This window comes from Loigolactobacillus rennini DSM 20253 (assembly GCF_001436505.1).
GTDB lineage: Bacteria > Bacillota > Bacilli > Lactobacillales > Lactobacillaceae > Loigolactobacillus > Loigolactobacillus rennini.
Map to the genome: position 1 here is coordinate 60,644 of NZ_AYYI01000087.1, position 17,014 is coordinate 77,657.

The 17,014-nt window shown below is 45.0% G+C and carries 13 protein-coding genes; 12 read left to right on the forward strand and 1 reads right to left on the reverse strand.

Translation table 11 applies throughout. From position 1 onward, the window contains the following. Window positions 1-386 precede the first annotated feature (386 nt). The 12 genes from dnaA to dnaB all read left to right on the forward strand — a co-directional run bounded on the left by dnaA (window position 387) and on the right by dnaB (window position 15,918). Window positions 387-1,754, forward strand: coding sequence for a chromosomal replication initiator protein DnaA (dnaA, locus tag FC24_RS09715; RefSeq protein WP_057874677.1), 1,368 nt, complete (start codon window positions 387-389; stop codon window positions 1,752-1,754). Between the two features lie 192 nt (window positions 1,755-1,946). Next, window positions 1,947-3,086 carry a DNA polymerase III subunit beta gene (gene dnaN, locus FC24_RS09720; RefSeq protein ID WP_057874678.1) on the forward strand — a complete coding sequence of 380 codons (1,140 nt, stop codon included), beginning with the start codon at window positions 1,947-1,949 and terminating at the stop codon, window positions 3,084-3,086. A 625-nt stretch (window positions 3,087-3,711) separates the two neighbouring features. After that, a complete protein-coding gene (gene yaaA / locus FC24_RS09725) occupies window positions 3,712-3,951 on the forward strand; it encodes a S4 domain-containing protein YaaA (protein WP_057874726.1) in 240 nt (79 codons plus the stop codon). Next, window positions 3,951-5,054 (forward strand): DNA replication/repair protein RecF, encoded by a 1,104-nt coding sequence (gene recF / locus FC24_RS09730; protein WP_057874679.1) that lies wholly within the window; start codon window positions 3,951-3,953, stop codon window positions 5,052-5,054. Before yaaA ends, recF begins: the two co-directional genes overlap by 1 nt. A 26-nt stretch (window positions 5,055-5,080) precedes the next feature. Continuing rightward, a complete protein-coding gene (gene gyrB, locus FC24_RS09735) occupies window positions 5,081-7,033 on the forward strand; it encodes a DNA topoisomerase (ATP-hydrolyzing) subunit B (RefSeq protein WP_057874680.1) in 1,953 nt (650 codons plus the stop codon). Window positions 7,034-7,110: 77 nt separating this feature from the next. Next, entirely contained in the window at window positions 7,111-9,663 is a 2,553-nt protein-coding gene (gyrA, locus tag FC24_RS09740) for a DNA gyrase subunit A (protein WP_057874681.1), read from the forward strand. Window positions 9,664-10,416: 753 nt separating this feature from the next. Beyond that, a complete protein-coding gene (rpsF, locus tag FC24_RS09745; protein ID WP_057874682.1) occupies window positions 10,417-10,716 on the forward strand; it encodes a 30S ribosomal protein S6 in 300 nt (99 codons plus the stop codon). A gap of 79 nt (window positions 10,717-10,795) precedes the next feature. Then, complete coding sequence (ssb, locus tag FC24_RS09750) at window positions 10,796-11,341, forward strand: single-stranded DNA-binding protein (RefSeq protein ID WP_057874683.1); 546 nt, start codon at window positions 10,796-10,798, stop codon at window positions 11,339-11,341. Between the two features lie 30 nt (window positions 11,342-11,371). Further along, the gene (gene rpsR, locus FC24_RS09755; protein ID WP_057874684.1) at window positions 11,372-11,614 is read left to right on the forward strand and encodes a 30S ribosomal protein S18; all 243 of its coding nucleotides are present in this window, start codon (window positions 11,372-11,374) and stop codon (window positions 11,612-11,614) included. Between the two features lie 212 nt (window positions 11,615-11,826). Beyond that, window positions 11,827-13,848 carry a DHH family phosphoesterase gene (locus tag FC24_RS09760; RefSeq protein ID WP_057874685.1) on the forward strand — a complete coding sequence of 674 codons (2,022 nt, stop codon included), beginning with the start codon at window positions 11,827-11,829 and terminating at the stop codon, window positions 13,846-13,848. 24 nt (window positions 13,849-13,872) lie between these two features. Beyond that, window positions 13,873-14,325 (forward strand): 50S ribosomal protein L9, encoded by a 453-nt coding sequence (gene rplI, locus FC24_RS09765; protein WP_057874686.1) that lies wholly within the window; start codon window positions 13,873-13,875, stop codon window positions 14,323-14,325. A 168-nt stretch (window positions 14,326-14,493) separates the two neighbouring features. Continuing rightward, window positions 14,494-15,918: a replicative DNA helicase gene (dnaB, locus tag FC24_RS09770; protein WP_420805259.1), complete on the forward strand. Its 1,425-nt coding sequence runs from the start codon at window positions 14,494-14,496 to the stop codon at window positions 15,916-15,918. 184 nt (window positions 15,919-16,102) lie between these two features. On the opposite strand, the gene FC24_RS09775 is transcribed toward dnaB, so the two are convergent. Beyond that, window positions 16,103-16,984: a metal ABC transporter substrate-binding protein gene (locus tag FC24_RS09775; RefSeq protein ID WP_420805260.1), complete on the reverse strand. Its 882-nt coding sequence runs from the start codon at window positions 16,982-16,984 to the stop codon at window positions 16,103-16,105. Window positions 16,985-17,014: the final 30 nt, after the last annotated feature.

Below are 17,014 nucleotides of genomic sequence, written 5' to 3' on the forward strand. Positions count from 1 at the left end.
TAAAAAGTTATCCACAGTCCGAGCTTAAATTCTTATTTTCCTGTGGATAGCTTGTTAGTTAAATCCAGTGCTAACCGATTGTTTCCCCAAAGTGCTCCACAAGTTATCCACAGATCAACAGGGCGGGATAAAGCTGGACACATTTGCTTTGCTACTTGTGGATAAGTTGTGAAACACTTGTTGCTGCAGCATCTGTTTTACACATAGCTTTGTGGAGCTCACTTTTTTACCGGAAGTTATCAACATAAAATAACTGCTTGTGGAAAACTTTCTAAACAGGTTGTTAGCTGATTTTAATCTTATGCACGATCTGCTAAAAGTTGTGGAAAACTTTTTTTGAGAATGCTAAAATGGAACTATGCTTTTTTAGAAAAGGAGGCGTTTTTGTGCCTGAATTAAAAGATCTATGGGCTTATATCCGCAGTGAATTCAAGGATTCGCTTACCCCTGTAGGGTATAAAACTTGGGTGTCCACGGCCAAGCCAGTGGCACTTGCGGACCATCAGCTCATTATCGAAGTTCCCAGTAATTTGCAAAAGGATTATTGGGAGCGTAACTTGGCTACAAAAGTGGTTGAATACGTTTATCAGCACACCGAAACCGAAATTACGCCGGTGATTCGAACCGCGCAAGCTGACGCTGATGAAACCCCGACAGCCACTACCACATCGCCGAAAGAATCCGTGGGGGAACGGAATCAGGCAACGGTCACACCAACTTTTATGCGACCGACCCATTTAAATGACCGCTACACCTTTGATACTTTTGTCACGGGAAAGGGTAATCAGATGGCACATGCAGCGGCTTTAGTAGTGTCTGAAGAACCTGGTACCATGTATAATCCACTATTTTTCTATAGTGGTGTCGGGCTAGGCAAAACCCATTTAATGCACGCTATCGGGCATCAATTACTGGCCTTACACCCTAGTGCCAAGGTAAAATATGTGACTTCTGAGGCTTTTGCCAATGATTTCATCAACTCGATCCAAACTCGGCAACAGGAGCGGTTCCGCCAAGAATACCGCACGGTTGACCTGTTGTTAGTGGATGATATTCAATTTTTTGCGGATAAAGAAGGGACTCAGGAAGAATTTTTCCATACCTTTAATACCCTATACGAAAATAAAAAACAAATTGTGTTGACTTCCGACCGGCTGCCTAACGAAATTCCTAAATTACAGGAACGGCTGGTTTCTCGTTTTAAATGGGGCTTATCGGTGGACATCACGCCCCCAGATTTAGAAACGCGAATTGCGATTTTACGCAATAAGGCCGACGCAGAGCAATTACAAATCCCTGACGAAACGCTAAGCTACATCGCTGGGCAAATCGACTCTAACATTCGTGAGTTAGAAGGTGCCTTAGTGCGGGTTCAGGCTTATGCCACCATGCAGCACCGGCCGATTACCACCAGCTTGGCAGCAGATGCGCTGAAGAATTTGAAATTAGCGGGTAAAAATAGTGGCTTAGCCATTGCGGACATTCAAAATGAAGTGGCCAAATATTACCAAGTTTCCATTGCAGATTTAAAAGGGAAAAAACGGGTGAAAACCATTGTGATGCCGCGCCAAATTGCGATGTATCTGGCCCGGGAAATGACCGATAATTCGCTGCCTAAAATTGGGAAATCCTTTGGCGGTAAGGACCATACCACTGTCATTCACGCTCATGAAAAAATTGCCCAAGAAATGAACACCGATGAGCGGTTGCAAAATGATGTCCGGGAGCTAAAAAATAATCTACGTACAAAGTAGGCTGTGGATAAATCAACAGATAACCACAAAATTACGCACAACTTATCCACAAGTGGATAACTACTGGCCCTTGATGATAGCTAACTTTTCCACAAACTCCACAGGACCTACTACTATTACTACCTAATCTTTTATATAATGTAACTACACTTCGCGTTAAAACACAAAATAAAAAGGAGGTTCTTTAACCCCATGCAATTTTCGATTAAACGAACGTTATTCGTAAAAAAACTTAATGACGTTCAACGTGCTATTTCTTCTAAAACCACCATTCCGATTTTAACCGGGATAAAACTAGCATTAACTGATGCTGGACTAATGTTAACCGGTAGTGACGCCGACATTTCAATTGAGGCGTTCATTTCGGCAACGGATGAAAAAAACGAACTAGAAATCGGCTCAACTGGGGCAATCGTTTTACCAGCACGTTTTTTCAGTGAAATTGTCAAAAAATTACCAGAAGACACCATGACTTTGGAAGTAAAGGATAATTTTCAAACAGAATTACGTTCCGGTTCTGCATCTTTTACCATTAACGGGCTAGATGCTAATAATTACCCGCACCTACCATCAATTGATACTGAAAAACAGGTGGTCATCGATGCTAATGTTTTGAAGCAATTGATCGCCCAAACGGTTATCGCGGTATCGACTCAAGAAAGCCGGCCGATTTTAACCGGGGTTCATTTAGTGTTGGATAATCAAGAATTATTAGCAGTGGCAACGGACAGTCACCGCCTGAGTCAGCGCAAATTACATTTGGATATCGACAAAGACATTCATTATGATGTGATTATCCCAGGAAAAAGTTTACTGGAATTATCCCGTACGCTGAGCGACGATGTAGAAACTGTGGAGATGCGGATTGCAGAAAACCAAGTCTTATTTGTTGCGGGTACCATTTCCTTTTATTCCCGATTGTTAGAAGGCAATTATCCTGAAACGTCCCGCTTAATTCCTAGCAGTTCCACTACGCAAGTTGAATTTAACGCGCCGCAATTGCTGGCAGCCATCGAACGGGCGTCACTGTTATCACACGCCAGTCATAACAACGTAATTAAATTAACGTTGGATCCTGCAAAAGATGACGTTACCATCTATGGCAATTCACCAGATGTCGGGAATGTGCAAGAAACCTTGACCCACAGCAATTTAGACGGTGAACAATTGGAGATTTCCTTTAACCCAGATTATATGAAAGACGCGCTGCGCTCTTTTGGCCAAACCGAAATCCAAGTGGCCTTCACCTCAGCACTAAGACCATTCACCCTAGTGCCAACAGAAGACCAAGACCACTTCGTCCAACTAATCACCCCAGTGAGAACATTTTAAAGAGTGGTTGAGCAGACGGGTAACTATTGAGTACTAGCCTAAAAAAGCAGATGATTCGCGGAGCGGATTGTCTGCTTTTTGTAGCTAGACGGAAATAGTTGTCTGCTCAACCACGTTTAAATGGGCGATGGTAGAAAACTGTCAAGCAGACGGGTAATTGTTGCGGATTAGCGCAGACTAGCAGAAAATTTGTGAAGCAAATTGATTGCTAGGCGTGACTAACCGCAAGAAGCTACCTTTTAAATCACGTTTAAGCGGGCGATGGCGAAGTAACTGCCAAAAAGACGACTAACTAAGTTACCCGCCGAACTTCACTGCACTAAAAAGCACCAGACCAGTTTTAGGTTTGGCGCTTTTTTTACAATTGAATTGACGACTGTGAAAACATCAACTGAAAAATGCCCGGATTGAATTAACCCGGGTTATTTTTTATTTTCAGCTAGTTTTGCTTTTTTAGTGTCTTTTGCCGAATTGAAATGAAAGCGCCGAAAGCGGCTTAAATCGGCTAATAAAATTGTACTTCCGCTCATAAAGCGGTATAATAGATAGTAATCAGAATACAAAAATGACGCGTACGGCGTAAACGTTAAGCTGATGAATTGATGAGGAAAGTGTGGGGATGTTGTTGAAGCAAACTGTCTATTTAGAAACTGCCGACATCACGTTGGGTCAGCTTTTGAAAGAGCAGGCACTGATTGAATCCGGTGGTCAGGCCAAATGGTTTTTGCGGGAGCGTACCGTTTTTGTCAATGGCATGCCGGAAAACCGGCGGGGACGTAAATTGACTGCTGGCGATCAAGTTGAAATTCCTGACAGTGGCAGTTTCTTTTTACGGGCTGCGTCCCAGCATAAGGCCGATGGCTAATGTATTTGGAACAATTGCAACTCACCAATTACCGGAATTATCAGCATTTAGACGTTGACTTCTCCCCAGGGGTCAACGTTTTGTTGGGGGCTAATGCGCAGGGCAAAACGAACCTGCTGGAAGCCATTTATGTGTTGGCCTTGACCAAAAGCCACCGCACCCACAATGAAAAAGACTTTATCAATTGGCAAGCAACGTTTGCAAAAATCAGCGGTACGGTCCAAAAAAGTAGCGGACGGGTACCGCTAGAATTGTTAATTGGTAAAAAAGGCAAAAGCGCTAAAATCAACCATTTAGAACAGGCAAAACTCTCTCAGTATGTTGGTCAGTTGAATGTGATTTTGTTTGCCCCAGAAGATTTGTCGTTGGTTAAAGGCGCGCCAGCAGTGCGGCGACGTTTCATTGACATGGAATTTGGGCAGATGAGCCCACGGTATTTATATAACGTTAGTCAGTATAAACAGGTGCTGCGCCAACGTAACCAGTATTTAAAGCAGCTTAAATACCGGCAAGCCGACGACCAAACCTTTTTAGGCGTGCTGTCCGATCAGTTGGCCCAGTATGGTAGCGCGATTATTACGCAGCGGCTGGATTTTTTAACTAAGCTGGAAGGCTGGGCGCAAACGTTGCACCAAGACATCAGTAAAGGCAAAGAAAAGCTAACCTTTGATTACGTGCAGCATTTAAAAGGGCAAGCAACGTTAAAGCAAGCCTTACAAGTCGATACGGCCCATGAAATCGAGCTGGGGACCACTTTAGTGGGGCCCCACCGGGATGATGTGCGCTTTTTAGTGAACGGTAAAAATGTGCAGACGTTCGGCTCGCAAGGGCAGCAACGGACCACCGCGCTGGCCGTTAAATTGGCGGAAATTGATTTGATGAAAGCTCAAACCGGCGAGTACCCGATTTTATTGTTGGATGATGTGTTGTCAGAATTAGATGACGCGCGGCAAACGCATTTGCTAAAGGCATTGCAGCATAAAGTGCAAACATTTTTGACCACTACCAGTTTAAGCGGGGTGGCCAAAACCATGATTGAAGCGCCGCGGGTGTTTCAAATTCAGGGAGGTCACCTAAAACGGCGGACAAAAGTGAACGGTTAAAGGCAATCAATGTAGGAGGAAAAAACTTGACGAACGAAGAGAAGAAAGAAGCACGTTTAGAAAAACTGGCTAAGTCTTATGATGCCAGTCAAATTCAAGTTTTAGAAGGTTTAGAAGCCGTCCGGAAGCGGCCTGGGATGTACATCGGGACCACGACTTCTCAAGGCTTGCACCATTTAGTCTGGGAAATTGTCGACAACGGCATTGATGAAGCATTGGCAGGTTTTGCCAACGAAATTAACGTGACGGTGGAAAAAGATAATTCTGTTAAAGTGACGGATAACGGCCGGGGCATTCCAGTGGGCACCCAAAAGAAAACGGGCCGGCCTGCAGTGGAGACCATTTTTACCATTTTGCATGCCGGCGGTAAATTCGGCGGTGGCGGTTATAAAGTCTCCGGTGGTCTGCACGGTGTGGGCGCTTCTGTGGTCAACGCGCTATCGTCTAAATTAACCGTTGAAGTGATTAAAGAAGGCAAACGGTTTTACATGGACTTTAAGCGGGGCAAAGTGGCGACGCCATTGAAACAAATCGGAACGGCGCCGGCACATAAACACGGCACCATCGTGCAATTTTGGCCGGATCCAGATATTTTCCAAGAATCCACCGAATTCGACATTAAGATTTTAACCACCCGGATTCGCGAGCTGGCTTTCTTGAATAAAGGGTTGCGGATTACCATTTCTGACATGCGCCCAGAAGAACCAACTCACGAAGAATTCCACTATGCCGGCGGAATTAAGCATTATGTGGAATTTTTGGATAAAGGTAAGCAAGACCTTTTCCCAGAACCGATTTACGTTGAAGGGGTCGAAAAGGGAATCACAGTGGAAGTGGCGTTGCAATACACTGAAGACTACCACACCAATTTGATGACCTTTACCAACAACATTCACACTTATGAAGGTGGGACTCACGAAGCCGGGTTTAAAACGGCCTTAACCCGGGTGATTAACGACTACGCGCATAAGAACGGGTTGATGAAAGATGATGACGATAACCTTTCCGGTGAAGATGTCCGGGAAGGCATGACGGCTGTAGTCAGCATTAAACACCCGGATCCTCAGTTTGAAGGTCAGACTAAGACCAAATTAGGGAACTCGGATGCGCGGACGGTGACAGACCACACCTTTGCCCGGACATTCTCCCGGTATTTGATGGAAAATCCTAAAATTGCTAAACAAGTGGTGGACAAAGGAATGCTGGCATCAAAAGCACGGTTGGCAGCTAAGCGGGCTCGTGAAGTCACGCGGAAGAAATCAGGTCTAGAAATTAGCAACCTGCCAGGTAAATTAGCCGACAACACTAGCAAAGACCCAGAAATTTCCGAATTGTTCATCGTCGAAGGGGATTCTGCCGGCGGTTCCGCTAAGCAAGGACGCTCTCGGCTCACCCAAGCGATTTTGCCAATTCGCGGTAAAATTTTAAACGTGGAAAAAGCCTCATTGGACCGTATTTTAGCTAATGATGAAATTCGGACGCTATTTACGGCCATGGGCACAGGTTTTGGCGAAGAATTTGATTTGTCCAAAGCTCGTTACCACAAATTGATTATCATGACCGATGCCGATGTGGATGGCGCTCACATTCGGGCATTATTACTGACACTGTTTTACCGGTACATGCGGCCAGTTGTGGAAGCCGGATACGTTTACATCGCGCAGCCACCGTTGTATCAGGTTCGCCAAGGCAAAATGCAGCGCTATTTGGATTCCGATGAAGAGTTGGACCAATTGCTAGGCACTTTGCAACCTAGTCCAAAACCAGTGATTCAGCGGTACAAAGGGTTAGGGGAAATGGATGCTTCTCAGCTTTGGGAAACCACCATGGATCCAGACCACCGGCGCTTATTGCGGATTGATTTAACCGACGCGCAAGAGGCTGACCAAGTCTTTTCCATGTTGATGGGGGATAAGGTTAACCCACGGCGGCAATTTATCGAAGACAACGCGCACTACGTTGAAAACTTGGACGTTTAATCGGCACCAGCTTTGATGTTTAGCCATTTAGCTAAACACTTGCTGTGCAGTCTTTTTTGAAGGGAGTAATGAAGTTAATGGCAGATGAACCACAAAATCAGCGGATCCAAGACGTCAACTTGGCCAAAACCATGCGCACCTCATTTCTTGACTATGCGATGAGTGTGATTGTGTCCCGGGCGTTGCCGGATGTCCGCGATGGGTTAAAGCCAGTGCACCGGCGGATTCTCTACGGCATGAGCGAATTAGGGGTTACGCCGGATAAACCATATAAAAAATCCGCCCGGATCGTCGGCGATGTAATGGGGAAATTTCATCCTCACGGTGACTCGGCGATTTATGAAGCTATGGTGCGGATGGCACAAGATTTTAGTTATCGCTACATGCTAGTGGATGGCCACGGTAACTTTGGTTCTGTAGACGGTGACAGTGCCGCAGCGATGCGGTATACCGAAGCGCGGATGAGCAAAATTGCGCTGGAAATGTTGCGGGATATCAATAAAGACACCATCGATTACCAAGATAATTACGATGGGACTGAAAAAGAGCCTGAAGTCTTGCCAGCGCGTTTCCCTAACTTGTTAGTCAATGGTGCAACTGGGATTGCAGTGGGGATGGCCACTAACATTCCGCCCCACAATTTAGCGGAAGTGATCCGTGGCTTGCACATGCTGATGGATAATCCAGATGTCACGACAGCAGAATTGATGGAAGCTATTCCAGGTCCTGATTTTCCTACTGGTGGCTTAGTGATGGGCAAATCCGGGATTCGTAAAGCTTACGAGACTGGGAAAGGCACCATCATTTTACGGGCTAAAACAGAAATTCAGGAAGAAAAAAATGGTAAGCAGCGGATTATCGTTTCCGAAATTCCTTACATGGTTAACAAAGCGAAATTAGTTGAACGGATTGCGGAACTGGTTCGGGATAAACGCCTAGAAGGCATCACGGATTTAAACGATGAATCTGACCGCGAAGGCATGCGGATTGTGATCGACGTGCGCCGGGATATGTCGGCGTCAGTTGTTTTGAACAATTTGTATAAATTGACTTCAATGCAGACGTCTTTTGGCTTTAACATGCTGGCAATTGTGGACCACACGCCACGCCTGTTGTCGTTAAAAGAAATTTTGCAATATTACTTGAAGCACCAAGAAGAAGTGATTCGGCGGCGGACGGCTTTTGAACTACGGAAAGCCCAAGCCCGGGCTCACATTTTAGCTGGGTTGCGGACAGCTTTGGACCACATTGATGCAATTATTCAAATTATCCGCGGGTCAAAGACTGGTGAAGTAGCAAAATCACTTTTAATGGATCGCTACGAGTTAGACAGCAAACAAGCGCAGGCAATTTTGGACATGCGGTTAGTGCGGTTGACTGGTTTAGAGCGAGATAAAGTGGAATCTGAATACAGTGATTTAATGCATAAAATTGCGGATTACCAAGACATTTTGGCGAAACCAAAACGGATTAACGCGATTATTTATCAAGAATTGCTGGAAATTCAGAAGAAATTTGGCGACAAACGGCGGACCGAATTGCTAGTTGGTGAAGTCCTGAGTTTAGAAGACGAAGACTTAATCGAAGAAGAAGATGTGGTGATTACGCTGACGCATAATGGCTACATCAAACGCTTGCCGGCTAGTGAATTCAAGACGCAAAACCGTGGTGGTCGTGGGATTCAAGGCATGGGTGTGCACGATGATGACTTTATCGAACACCTGGTCTTCACCTCCACCCATGACATGCTGCTATTCTTCACTAACACCGGAAAAGTTTACCGTGCTAAAGGGTACGAGATTCCAGAATACGGCCGGACAGCTAAAGGAATTCCAGTGATCAATTTGCTGGAAATCAAAGCTGGCGAACGGATTCAAACTGTGATTAACGTAGCTGAAGATAGCGCTGAGCATTATTTGATGTTCACTACCCGTAAAGGGGTCACTAAACGGACAGCCGTAGCGGAATTCCGCAATATTCGCAGTAACGGCCTGAAAGCCATCACCTTAAAAGACGGCGATGAACTGATGAATGTTTGCCAAACCGACGGCAAGCAAAACATCATTATCGGTACTCATTTAGGTTACGCGGTCAGCTTTGCGGAAACCGCCGTTCGAGCGATGGGCCGTGCCGCAACTGGTGTCCGCGGGATTCGCCTGCGGGAACACGATTACGTAGTCGGGGCTGCAATTTTGGCACCAGATAGCAATGTCTTAGTGATTTCTGAAAATGGCTACGGCAAACAAACGCCAGCCACTGAGTACCCAATCAAAGGCCGAGGCGGCAAAGGGATTAAAACCGTCAACGTCACCGCTAAAAACGGCCCGTTGGCAGGCTTAACCACCGTTGCTGGCGATGAAGATTTAATGTTGATCACCAATACCGGCATTGTCATTCGTTTCCACGTCAAAGACGTCTCCCAAACCGGCCGGGCAACCTTAGGGGTGCGCTTAATCCGAGTCGATGATGACGCTAAAGTGGCTACCATGACCAAAGTGGCAGCCGAAGACGACGAAACTGACGAAGCCGAAATAGAAACTACAACGCCAAAAGAACCCACAACAGACGAAACAAAACGAAACGCGCAAGTAGACGAACTAGTCCACAGAGCAGAAGAAGATAAAGACTAAAGAGTGGTTGAACAAGCGGTTAGCTTCTGAGGATTAGCCTAAGAAAGACATGATTTGCGGAGCAAATTGTGTCTTTTTGTAGCTAAACGCAAGAAGCTGCTTGTTCAACCACGTTTAAGTGGAGAGTGGTGGCGCAAGCGGGTAATTGTTGAGGATTAGCGCAGACTAGCAGGAAATTTGCGCAGCAAATTGATTGCTAGGCGTGGCTAAACGCAAACAATTGCTTGCGTTACCACGTTTACGATAGAGTGATTAAAAAGGCGCTTAGCTTCTGAGTCTTAGTCTAGGCAGACAAGTTATTTGCGCAGCAAATGTTTTGGCTGTCGTAGCTAAACGCAAGAAGCTGCTTGTTCAACCACGTTTAAATGGGCGGTGGCAGAAAACTGCCAAGCAACCAATTAACTTTTTAGGCAGTGGGCGATAGCTAAATCTTTTTCGCTTAAAAAAATAAATTGGTTAAATCCCAGCATTTAAAAAATTATTTTGTGATTATTTGTTTGAAAAAAAGCCGCAGTATAATAAAAAAATTTAAAAATAAAAAAATGGGCTGGTACTTTTGCGTAAGTTAGTTATAGGGTGTTAAAAAAGGCCTTTTAAACCTGTTGTTGATTGTGGAGCTGCGGATACCGAAAATTAAGTTGAAAGTTCAGGCGGCGCATGCTATAATTCATCTTTGTGAGTATCTAAGTTTTTAGATTCTCCTTGTTCTTACATACAGTAAGAACCTTAAAGTCCATAAGGAGGTGAACAGTCATGGCTCAATCAAAAAAATATGAAATTCTTTACATCGTGCGTCCTGATTTGGATGAAGCAAGCAAAGATGCTTTGATCAAACGGTTTGACGCTATCTTAAGTGATAACGGTGCAGAAGTGGTTGAATCAAAGGACTGGTCGAAACGGCGCTTAGCGTATGAAATCAAGAAGTATCGCGAAGGTTTATATCATTTGATCAAAGTAAACACCGATAACGATGCCCCACTAAACGAATTTGACCGGTTAGCAAAATACAGTGACGATATTTTACGTTACATGATTACCCGCGAAGATGACTAATTAGCAACGGCCATTTTAGTAATGGCTGATTGAATGAATCTGTAGACAATAAAAATTTTGAGAGGAGGAGCGCTTAGGGATGATTAATCGAGTCGTTTTAACTGGCCGGCTGACCCGGGATGCAGAATTGCGCTACACTAGTGGTGGCGCCGCAGTGGCATCCTTTACCTTAGCTGTTAACCGGCAGTTTACAAACCGTAATGGTGAACGGGAAGCTGATTTTATCAACTGCGTTATGTGGCGTAAAGCAGCCGAAAACTTCACCAATTTCACCCACAAAGGCTCATTAGTTGGTTTAGATGGCCGAGTTCAGACGCGTAACTATGAAAACGCTGAGGGCCGGCGGGTCTATGTCACTGAAGTTGTGGTTGAAAACTTTTCCTTGTTAGAACCGCGTTCAGCTGATGAACGGCGGCAAAATAACAACCAAAATGCTGGTGGTAGCTACCAGAACAATAATTCTGGTAACTTTGCGAATAATAAACCCTTTAGCCAAGCTCCTCAATCAACAACAAATTCGGCTTCTAGCAATGGACCAGCAAGCAGCGCAAATAACAATCCTAATGATCCCTTTGCCAACAACGGGGAATCGATTGATATTTCCGATGATGACCTGCCATTCTAGCACACTGAAAATTTGAGGGAGGAATAAGCTATGGCTCAACAACGTAGAGGTGGACGGCGCCGGCGTAAAGTTGATTTTATTGCGGCCAATCATATTGAACACATTGATTATAAAGATACTGATTTATTACGCCGCTTTATTTCAGAACGTGGCAAAATCTTACCACGCCGAGTAACTGGCACAAGTGCTAAGAACCAACGGCGTGTAACTATCGCAATCAAACGGGCACGCATCATGGCATTATTGCCATTTGTTTCCGAAGATACGATGTAATTTGTGATTAAAAATCCGGGGTGTATCCTCGGATTTTTTTATTTACAGTGAAAAGTCCGCGGCGTGCAGAATTTTTCATTCATAATAGACCAATTCATCTTTTGCTAAAACCAAAATGTTCCATATGAAACATGCCAGGGAATCAGCTGTATCCAGAAATCAAGTGTGCTAAAATAGGAGTATCGCTTTAGGATTTGGTCAAAGGAGTTATTATGAAAAAAAAGTTTTCAAAAGACCAACTGCCGGTGTTTCTGCAAAATGGCCGGCTGCGGTTGACAGCACTAGGGCTCATCGTTTTCGCAGCAATTGGGATTATCCTAGCTTTTTTCATTAATTTTATTTTGGGCATTTTCCTGCTAATCTTGTTCGTCGCGTTGGTGGGGACTGTTTTTTACGCCTTAGAAAAGGTGACTAAAGACACTAACGCTTACATTGCGGATTTATCTTACCGGATTAACCGGGGTGAACAAGAAGCGCTGATTAAAATGCCGATTGGGATTTTGCTATTTAGCGAAGATAATGAAATTGAGTGGACCAATCCCTATTTACAAGAATATTTGGGTAAAAAAGAAATTTTAGGTGAATCGATTGAAGCAGTGGATCCACAACTGGCGAAATTGATTTCAGAAAATAAATCGACCAGTGAACCCAAAATTGTTCGCTGGGGGGCCAACCAGTTTGAAATTATCATTCAATCTAGCATTCGGGTAGTTTATTTATTGGACATTACCCGCTATGCTAAAATTGAACAACGTTATAAGGACCAGCAACTTGCCATTGGGCAGATTTTCTTGGATAATTATGATGAAATCACCCAAACTATGACGGATAAAAGCATTTCTAATCTAAGCAATTACGTCACCAATGAGCTGAGTAATTGGGCCCGGCATTACGGGATGTTTTTAAAACGGGTTGACGATGATCATTTCTTTGTTTTAATCTATGCCAAGGCGTTGCGACAAATTGAAGCAGATAAGTTTAAAATTTTGGATCGGATTCGGGAACGAACGTCCAAACAAAATTACCCGTTGACCTTATCGGTTGGAATTGCGTACGGCAACACTGATTTAGCTAAGTTAAGTACGTTATCTCAAAGCAACCTCGATTTAGCATTGGGCCGTGGTGGTGACCAAGTTGTGGTCAAAGCAGAAAATGAACAGGCCCGCTTTTACGGAGGTAAGACCAACCCGATGGAAAAACGGACTCGGGTACGGGCTCGGATGATTAGCCAAGCATTGCAAGAAGTGATGCACCAAGTGGATCAAGTCTTCGTGATGGGGCACGCGCAGCCTGATATGGATTCTGTTGGCGCTTGTTTAGGGATTCGCCGGATTGCAGCAATGAACGGTAAAAAATGTTCGCTAGTGATTAATCAAGAACATTTGCACACAGATATTCAGCGCTTAATTAAAGAAATTAACGCGGATCCCAAGGCTAAGCCAGACGTTATCACGCCTGATCAAGCACTGGAAAAAGCCACCGGTCATAGTTTGCTGGTGATGGTGGATCATTCGAAACCATCGATTTCAACTAGCGCAGCACTTTACCAACGACTGGCTAACCGAACCATTATCATCGATCATCACCGTCGGGGTGAAGAATTTCCTGAAAATCCAATGTTAGTTTACATTGAACCCTACGCCTCTTCCACTTGTGAGTTGATTACTGAAATGCTGGAGTACCAGCCTAAAGAAACAGAAGCAATCAACAAGTTGGAAGCAACGGCGATGCTGGCTGGTATTACCGTGGATACCAAGTCCTTTTCTTTGCGGACGGGTACGCGGACCTTTGATGCGGCTAGTTATTTACGTTCAGTTGGTGCCGATGCGGTCATGGTGCAACGATTATTGAAAGAAAATGTGGACAACTACATTCAAAAGAATCATTTAATTGAAAGCATTGAATTCATTCAATCAAACATGGCACTATGTGCTGGTGAAGAAGACAAAACGTATGATCCAGTGATTGCTGCGCAGGCAGCAGATACGTTGTTATCACTGTCTGGCATTGACGCGTCATTTGTTATCATTCGGCGGCCTAGCGGAGAAATTGGCATTTCCGCCCGTAGTTTGGGCGAGGTCAACGTTCAGGTGATTATGGAACAATTAGGCGGCGGCGGCCATTTATCCAACGCGGCGACGCAGTTAAAGGACGTTTCAGTAGCGGAAGCTAAGGAACAGTTAACACAAGTCCTCACCAAGAAGGACAAACAGGAAGCAAGCGCAGATGAGTAAGCGCAACGCGAGGAGGAAATAAACATGAAAGTAATTTTCTTAGAAGATGTACGTGGTAAAGGTAAACGTGGCGAAATTAAAAATGTACCCGCAGGTTATGCGCAAAATTTTTTAATTAAGCGGGGCAAAGCAAAAGCAGCGACAAAACAAGCCATTAGCCAGTTAAAGGGTCAACAACGAGCTGAAGCCAAGCGGGCAGAAGAAGAATTAGCCGAAGCTAAGCAAGTTAAAAAGCAAATTGAAGCTGATGATACGGTAGTGACGATCAAATCAAAAGCAGGAACGGATGGCCGTTTATTCGGATCTGTTCCTAGCAAGCAAATTGCACAAGCTTTAGAGAAGCAGTACCAAATTACCGTTGACAAGCGCAAAATTGAATTGCCAGAACCTATCCGGGCGTTAGGTTACCGGAATGTGCCGGTTAAGCTGTACGGTGATGTTGCAGCTAAAATCCGGGTACACATTACCGCACAATAAGCGTGATTTTAATGGCAAGAACAGGGCAACCTTGGCTGACTGGCAGCAAAAGCGTGCAGTCAGTAGCGGCTGTCCTGTTTTTCATTTTCACGGCGGTATAATTGCAGATTAGCAGGCAACACCGTATAATAATGGCAGTAAATGAGGTAGTCGTTTTTAGGGAGGATTTTGGGCGTGAATGAGTTTGATCAAACCCCACCGCAAAATATTGAAGCGGAACAAGCTGTTTTAGGCGCCGTTTTCCTGAATCCAGAAGCGGTGGTTGAAGCCAGGGAATTCGTCGCCCCGGCAGATTTTTACCGGCGGGCGCACCAGCTGATTTTTCAAGCGATGGTGGATTTAAATGATGCTTCAGAAGCAATTGATGTGGTCACGTTAAAGGATCGCTTAGCTAGTCAAAATCAGCTAGAGGACATCGGTGGTTTAGCGTATTTAGGTGAATTAGCAGTGGCGGTACCCACTGCTGCGAACGTGGTGCACTACGCTAAAATTGTTCAAGAAAAGGCAATTTTACGCCGTTTAATTAAAACAGCCACCAAGATCGTCACTCAAAGTTATACGCAAAGCGAAGACGTAACAGCGATTTTAGATGACGCTGAACAGGCGATTATGAATGTTTCTGAACAGCGCAGCACCACTGGATTCAAATCGATTTCTGATGTCCTAACCAGTACGATCGAGCAAATCGACCAGTTGTACCAAAACAATGACGATATCACCGGTTTACCCACCGGATACCGCGATTTAGATAAAATGACTGCTGGGTTGCAAGATGACGAACTCGTGATTATCGCCGCTCGGCCTGCAGTTGGTAAAACGGCCTTTGCGTTAAATATTGCCCAAAATGTGGGTACCAAAACGGATAAAACTGTGGCGATTTTTAGTTTGGAAATGGGTGCAGAATCTTTGGTTAACCGAATGTTGTGTGCAGAAGGCAGCATTGACGCAGGGCATTTGCGAACGGGCCAACTTTCTGAAGAAGAATGGAACAATTTAATCGTGGCGATGGGTAGTTTAGCCAAAGCGTCGATTTACATTGATGATACGCCAGGCAATAAAATGGCGGAAATCCGGGCAAAATGCCGGCGTCTTGCCAAAGAAAAAGGCAACCTTGGCCTCATCGTGGTGGACTACCTCCAGTTAATCGAAGGCAGCAATAAAGAAAGCCGACAGCAGGAAGTTTCTGGGATTTCCCGCCAACTAAAAAAATTAGCTAAAGAGTTACATGTGCCGGTAATTGCCTTGTCACAGCTGTCCCGGAGTGTTGAACAGCGACAGGATAAGCGGCCAGTTTTGTCGGATATTCGTGAATCAGGTTCTATTGAACAGGATGCGGATATCGTAGCATTTTTGTACCGGGATGATTATTACCGGGACGAAGAAGGCGACGATGACGATGATGGCGGCGACTTTAACCAAGGTGGTGGCGGCGGTGAACGCGGCGCCGATCCTGAAGTGGGTGAAGTCGAGGTCATCATTGAAAAAAACCGGAGTGGTGCTCGTGGCACGGTGAAACTCTTATTTGTTAAACAATACAATAAATTTTCTTCAATTGCGTACATGCCTGATGGCGGTGCGCCTAACGGAGGCTAACAAAAACCCAGACAAACTCATTTTCGTGAGCTTGTCTGGGTTTTTTGATGCTTGGTTTAGTGGCGGAAACGTGCCCCTTCCGGCAGCTTCTTCCGTCTAGCTAGACAAGGCAAACCATTCACTGCGTGAATCATTCACCTTGTTACGCTAGTACTCAGAAGCTAAGCGCCGGAAGGGGCACTCTTTATTTCATTCCTCCGTATATTTTTTCAAAATTCCAGCGCATCATGTCGATGTAGGTGTCGCCGGTTTTGCCTTTTTGGGCGAGGGAGTCGGTGAAAATGGTGGCGTAAATACTTAAATCAGTTTCTTTGGCTACTTGCTGCATCGATTTTGGTGAGACTGAAGTTTCTACAAATAAATGTCGTACGTTGGCCTGGCGAATTTTTTTAAGTACGCGCTGCATTTGTTCCGGTGTTCCTTGGGCTTCTGTGTTCACTTCCCAAATGTAGGTGGGCGTGACTTGGTAAGCCTGGGCAAAGTATTTAAAGGCACCTTCTGAAGTCACTAATAAGCGGTTTTCCCGTGGGAGTTGGCTGAATTTAGTTTGAGCACGTTGGTGTAGCTGCCTTAATTTAGCCGTGTAAGCAGCGCTGTTTTTGCGGTAATAATTAGCGTTTGCCGGATCCTTTTTAATTAAAGCCGCCGTCATGGTTTCCACGTACTTAATGCCGTTATTTAAATCTAACCAAGCGTGGGGGTCCGGCTCGTTTTTGTTAGTGGTTAAATGCATGGGTGTGACCCCTTTACTGGCAGCAAACACGTCTTCTTGCGGATCTTTATGCGTGGTTTGCAACAGCTTTTTGAACCAGCCGTTGCCGCCGGTTTCTAAATTTAACCCGTTATGAAAAACCAGATCGGATTCAGCGGTTTTACGAATGTCTTGAGGTTGCGGGTCGTATTCATGGGGGTCCACGCCGCGGTTAACAATACTGTACACTTGCACTTTATTTCCGCCGACGTTGGCCACCATATCCGCTAAGATCGAGTTGGTAGTGACCACCTGCAATTTTTGTTGGTGCGTTCGCGTTGGTGCAGACGGCTGCCGGTGATCCCGCTGGTACATGAAGCCAGCAAGGCCGCCGCCGATGAGCAG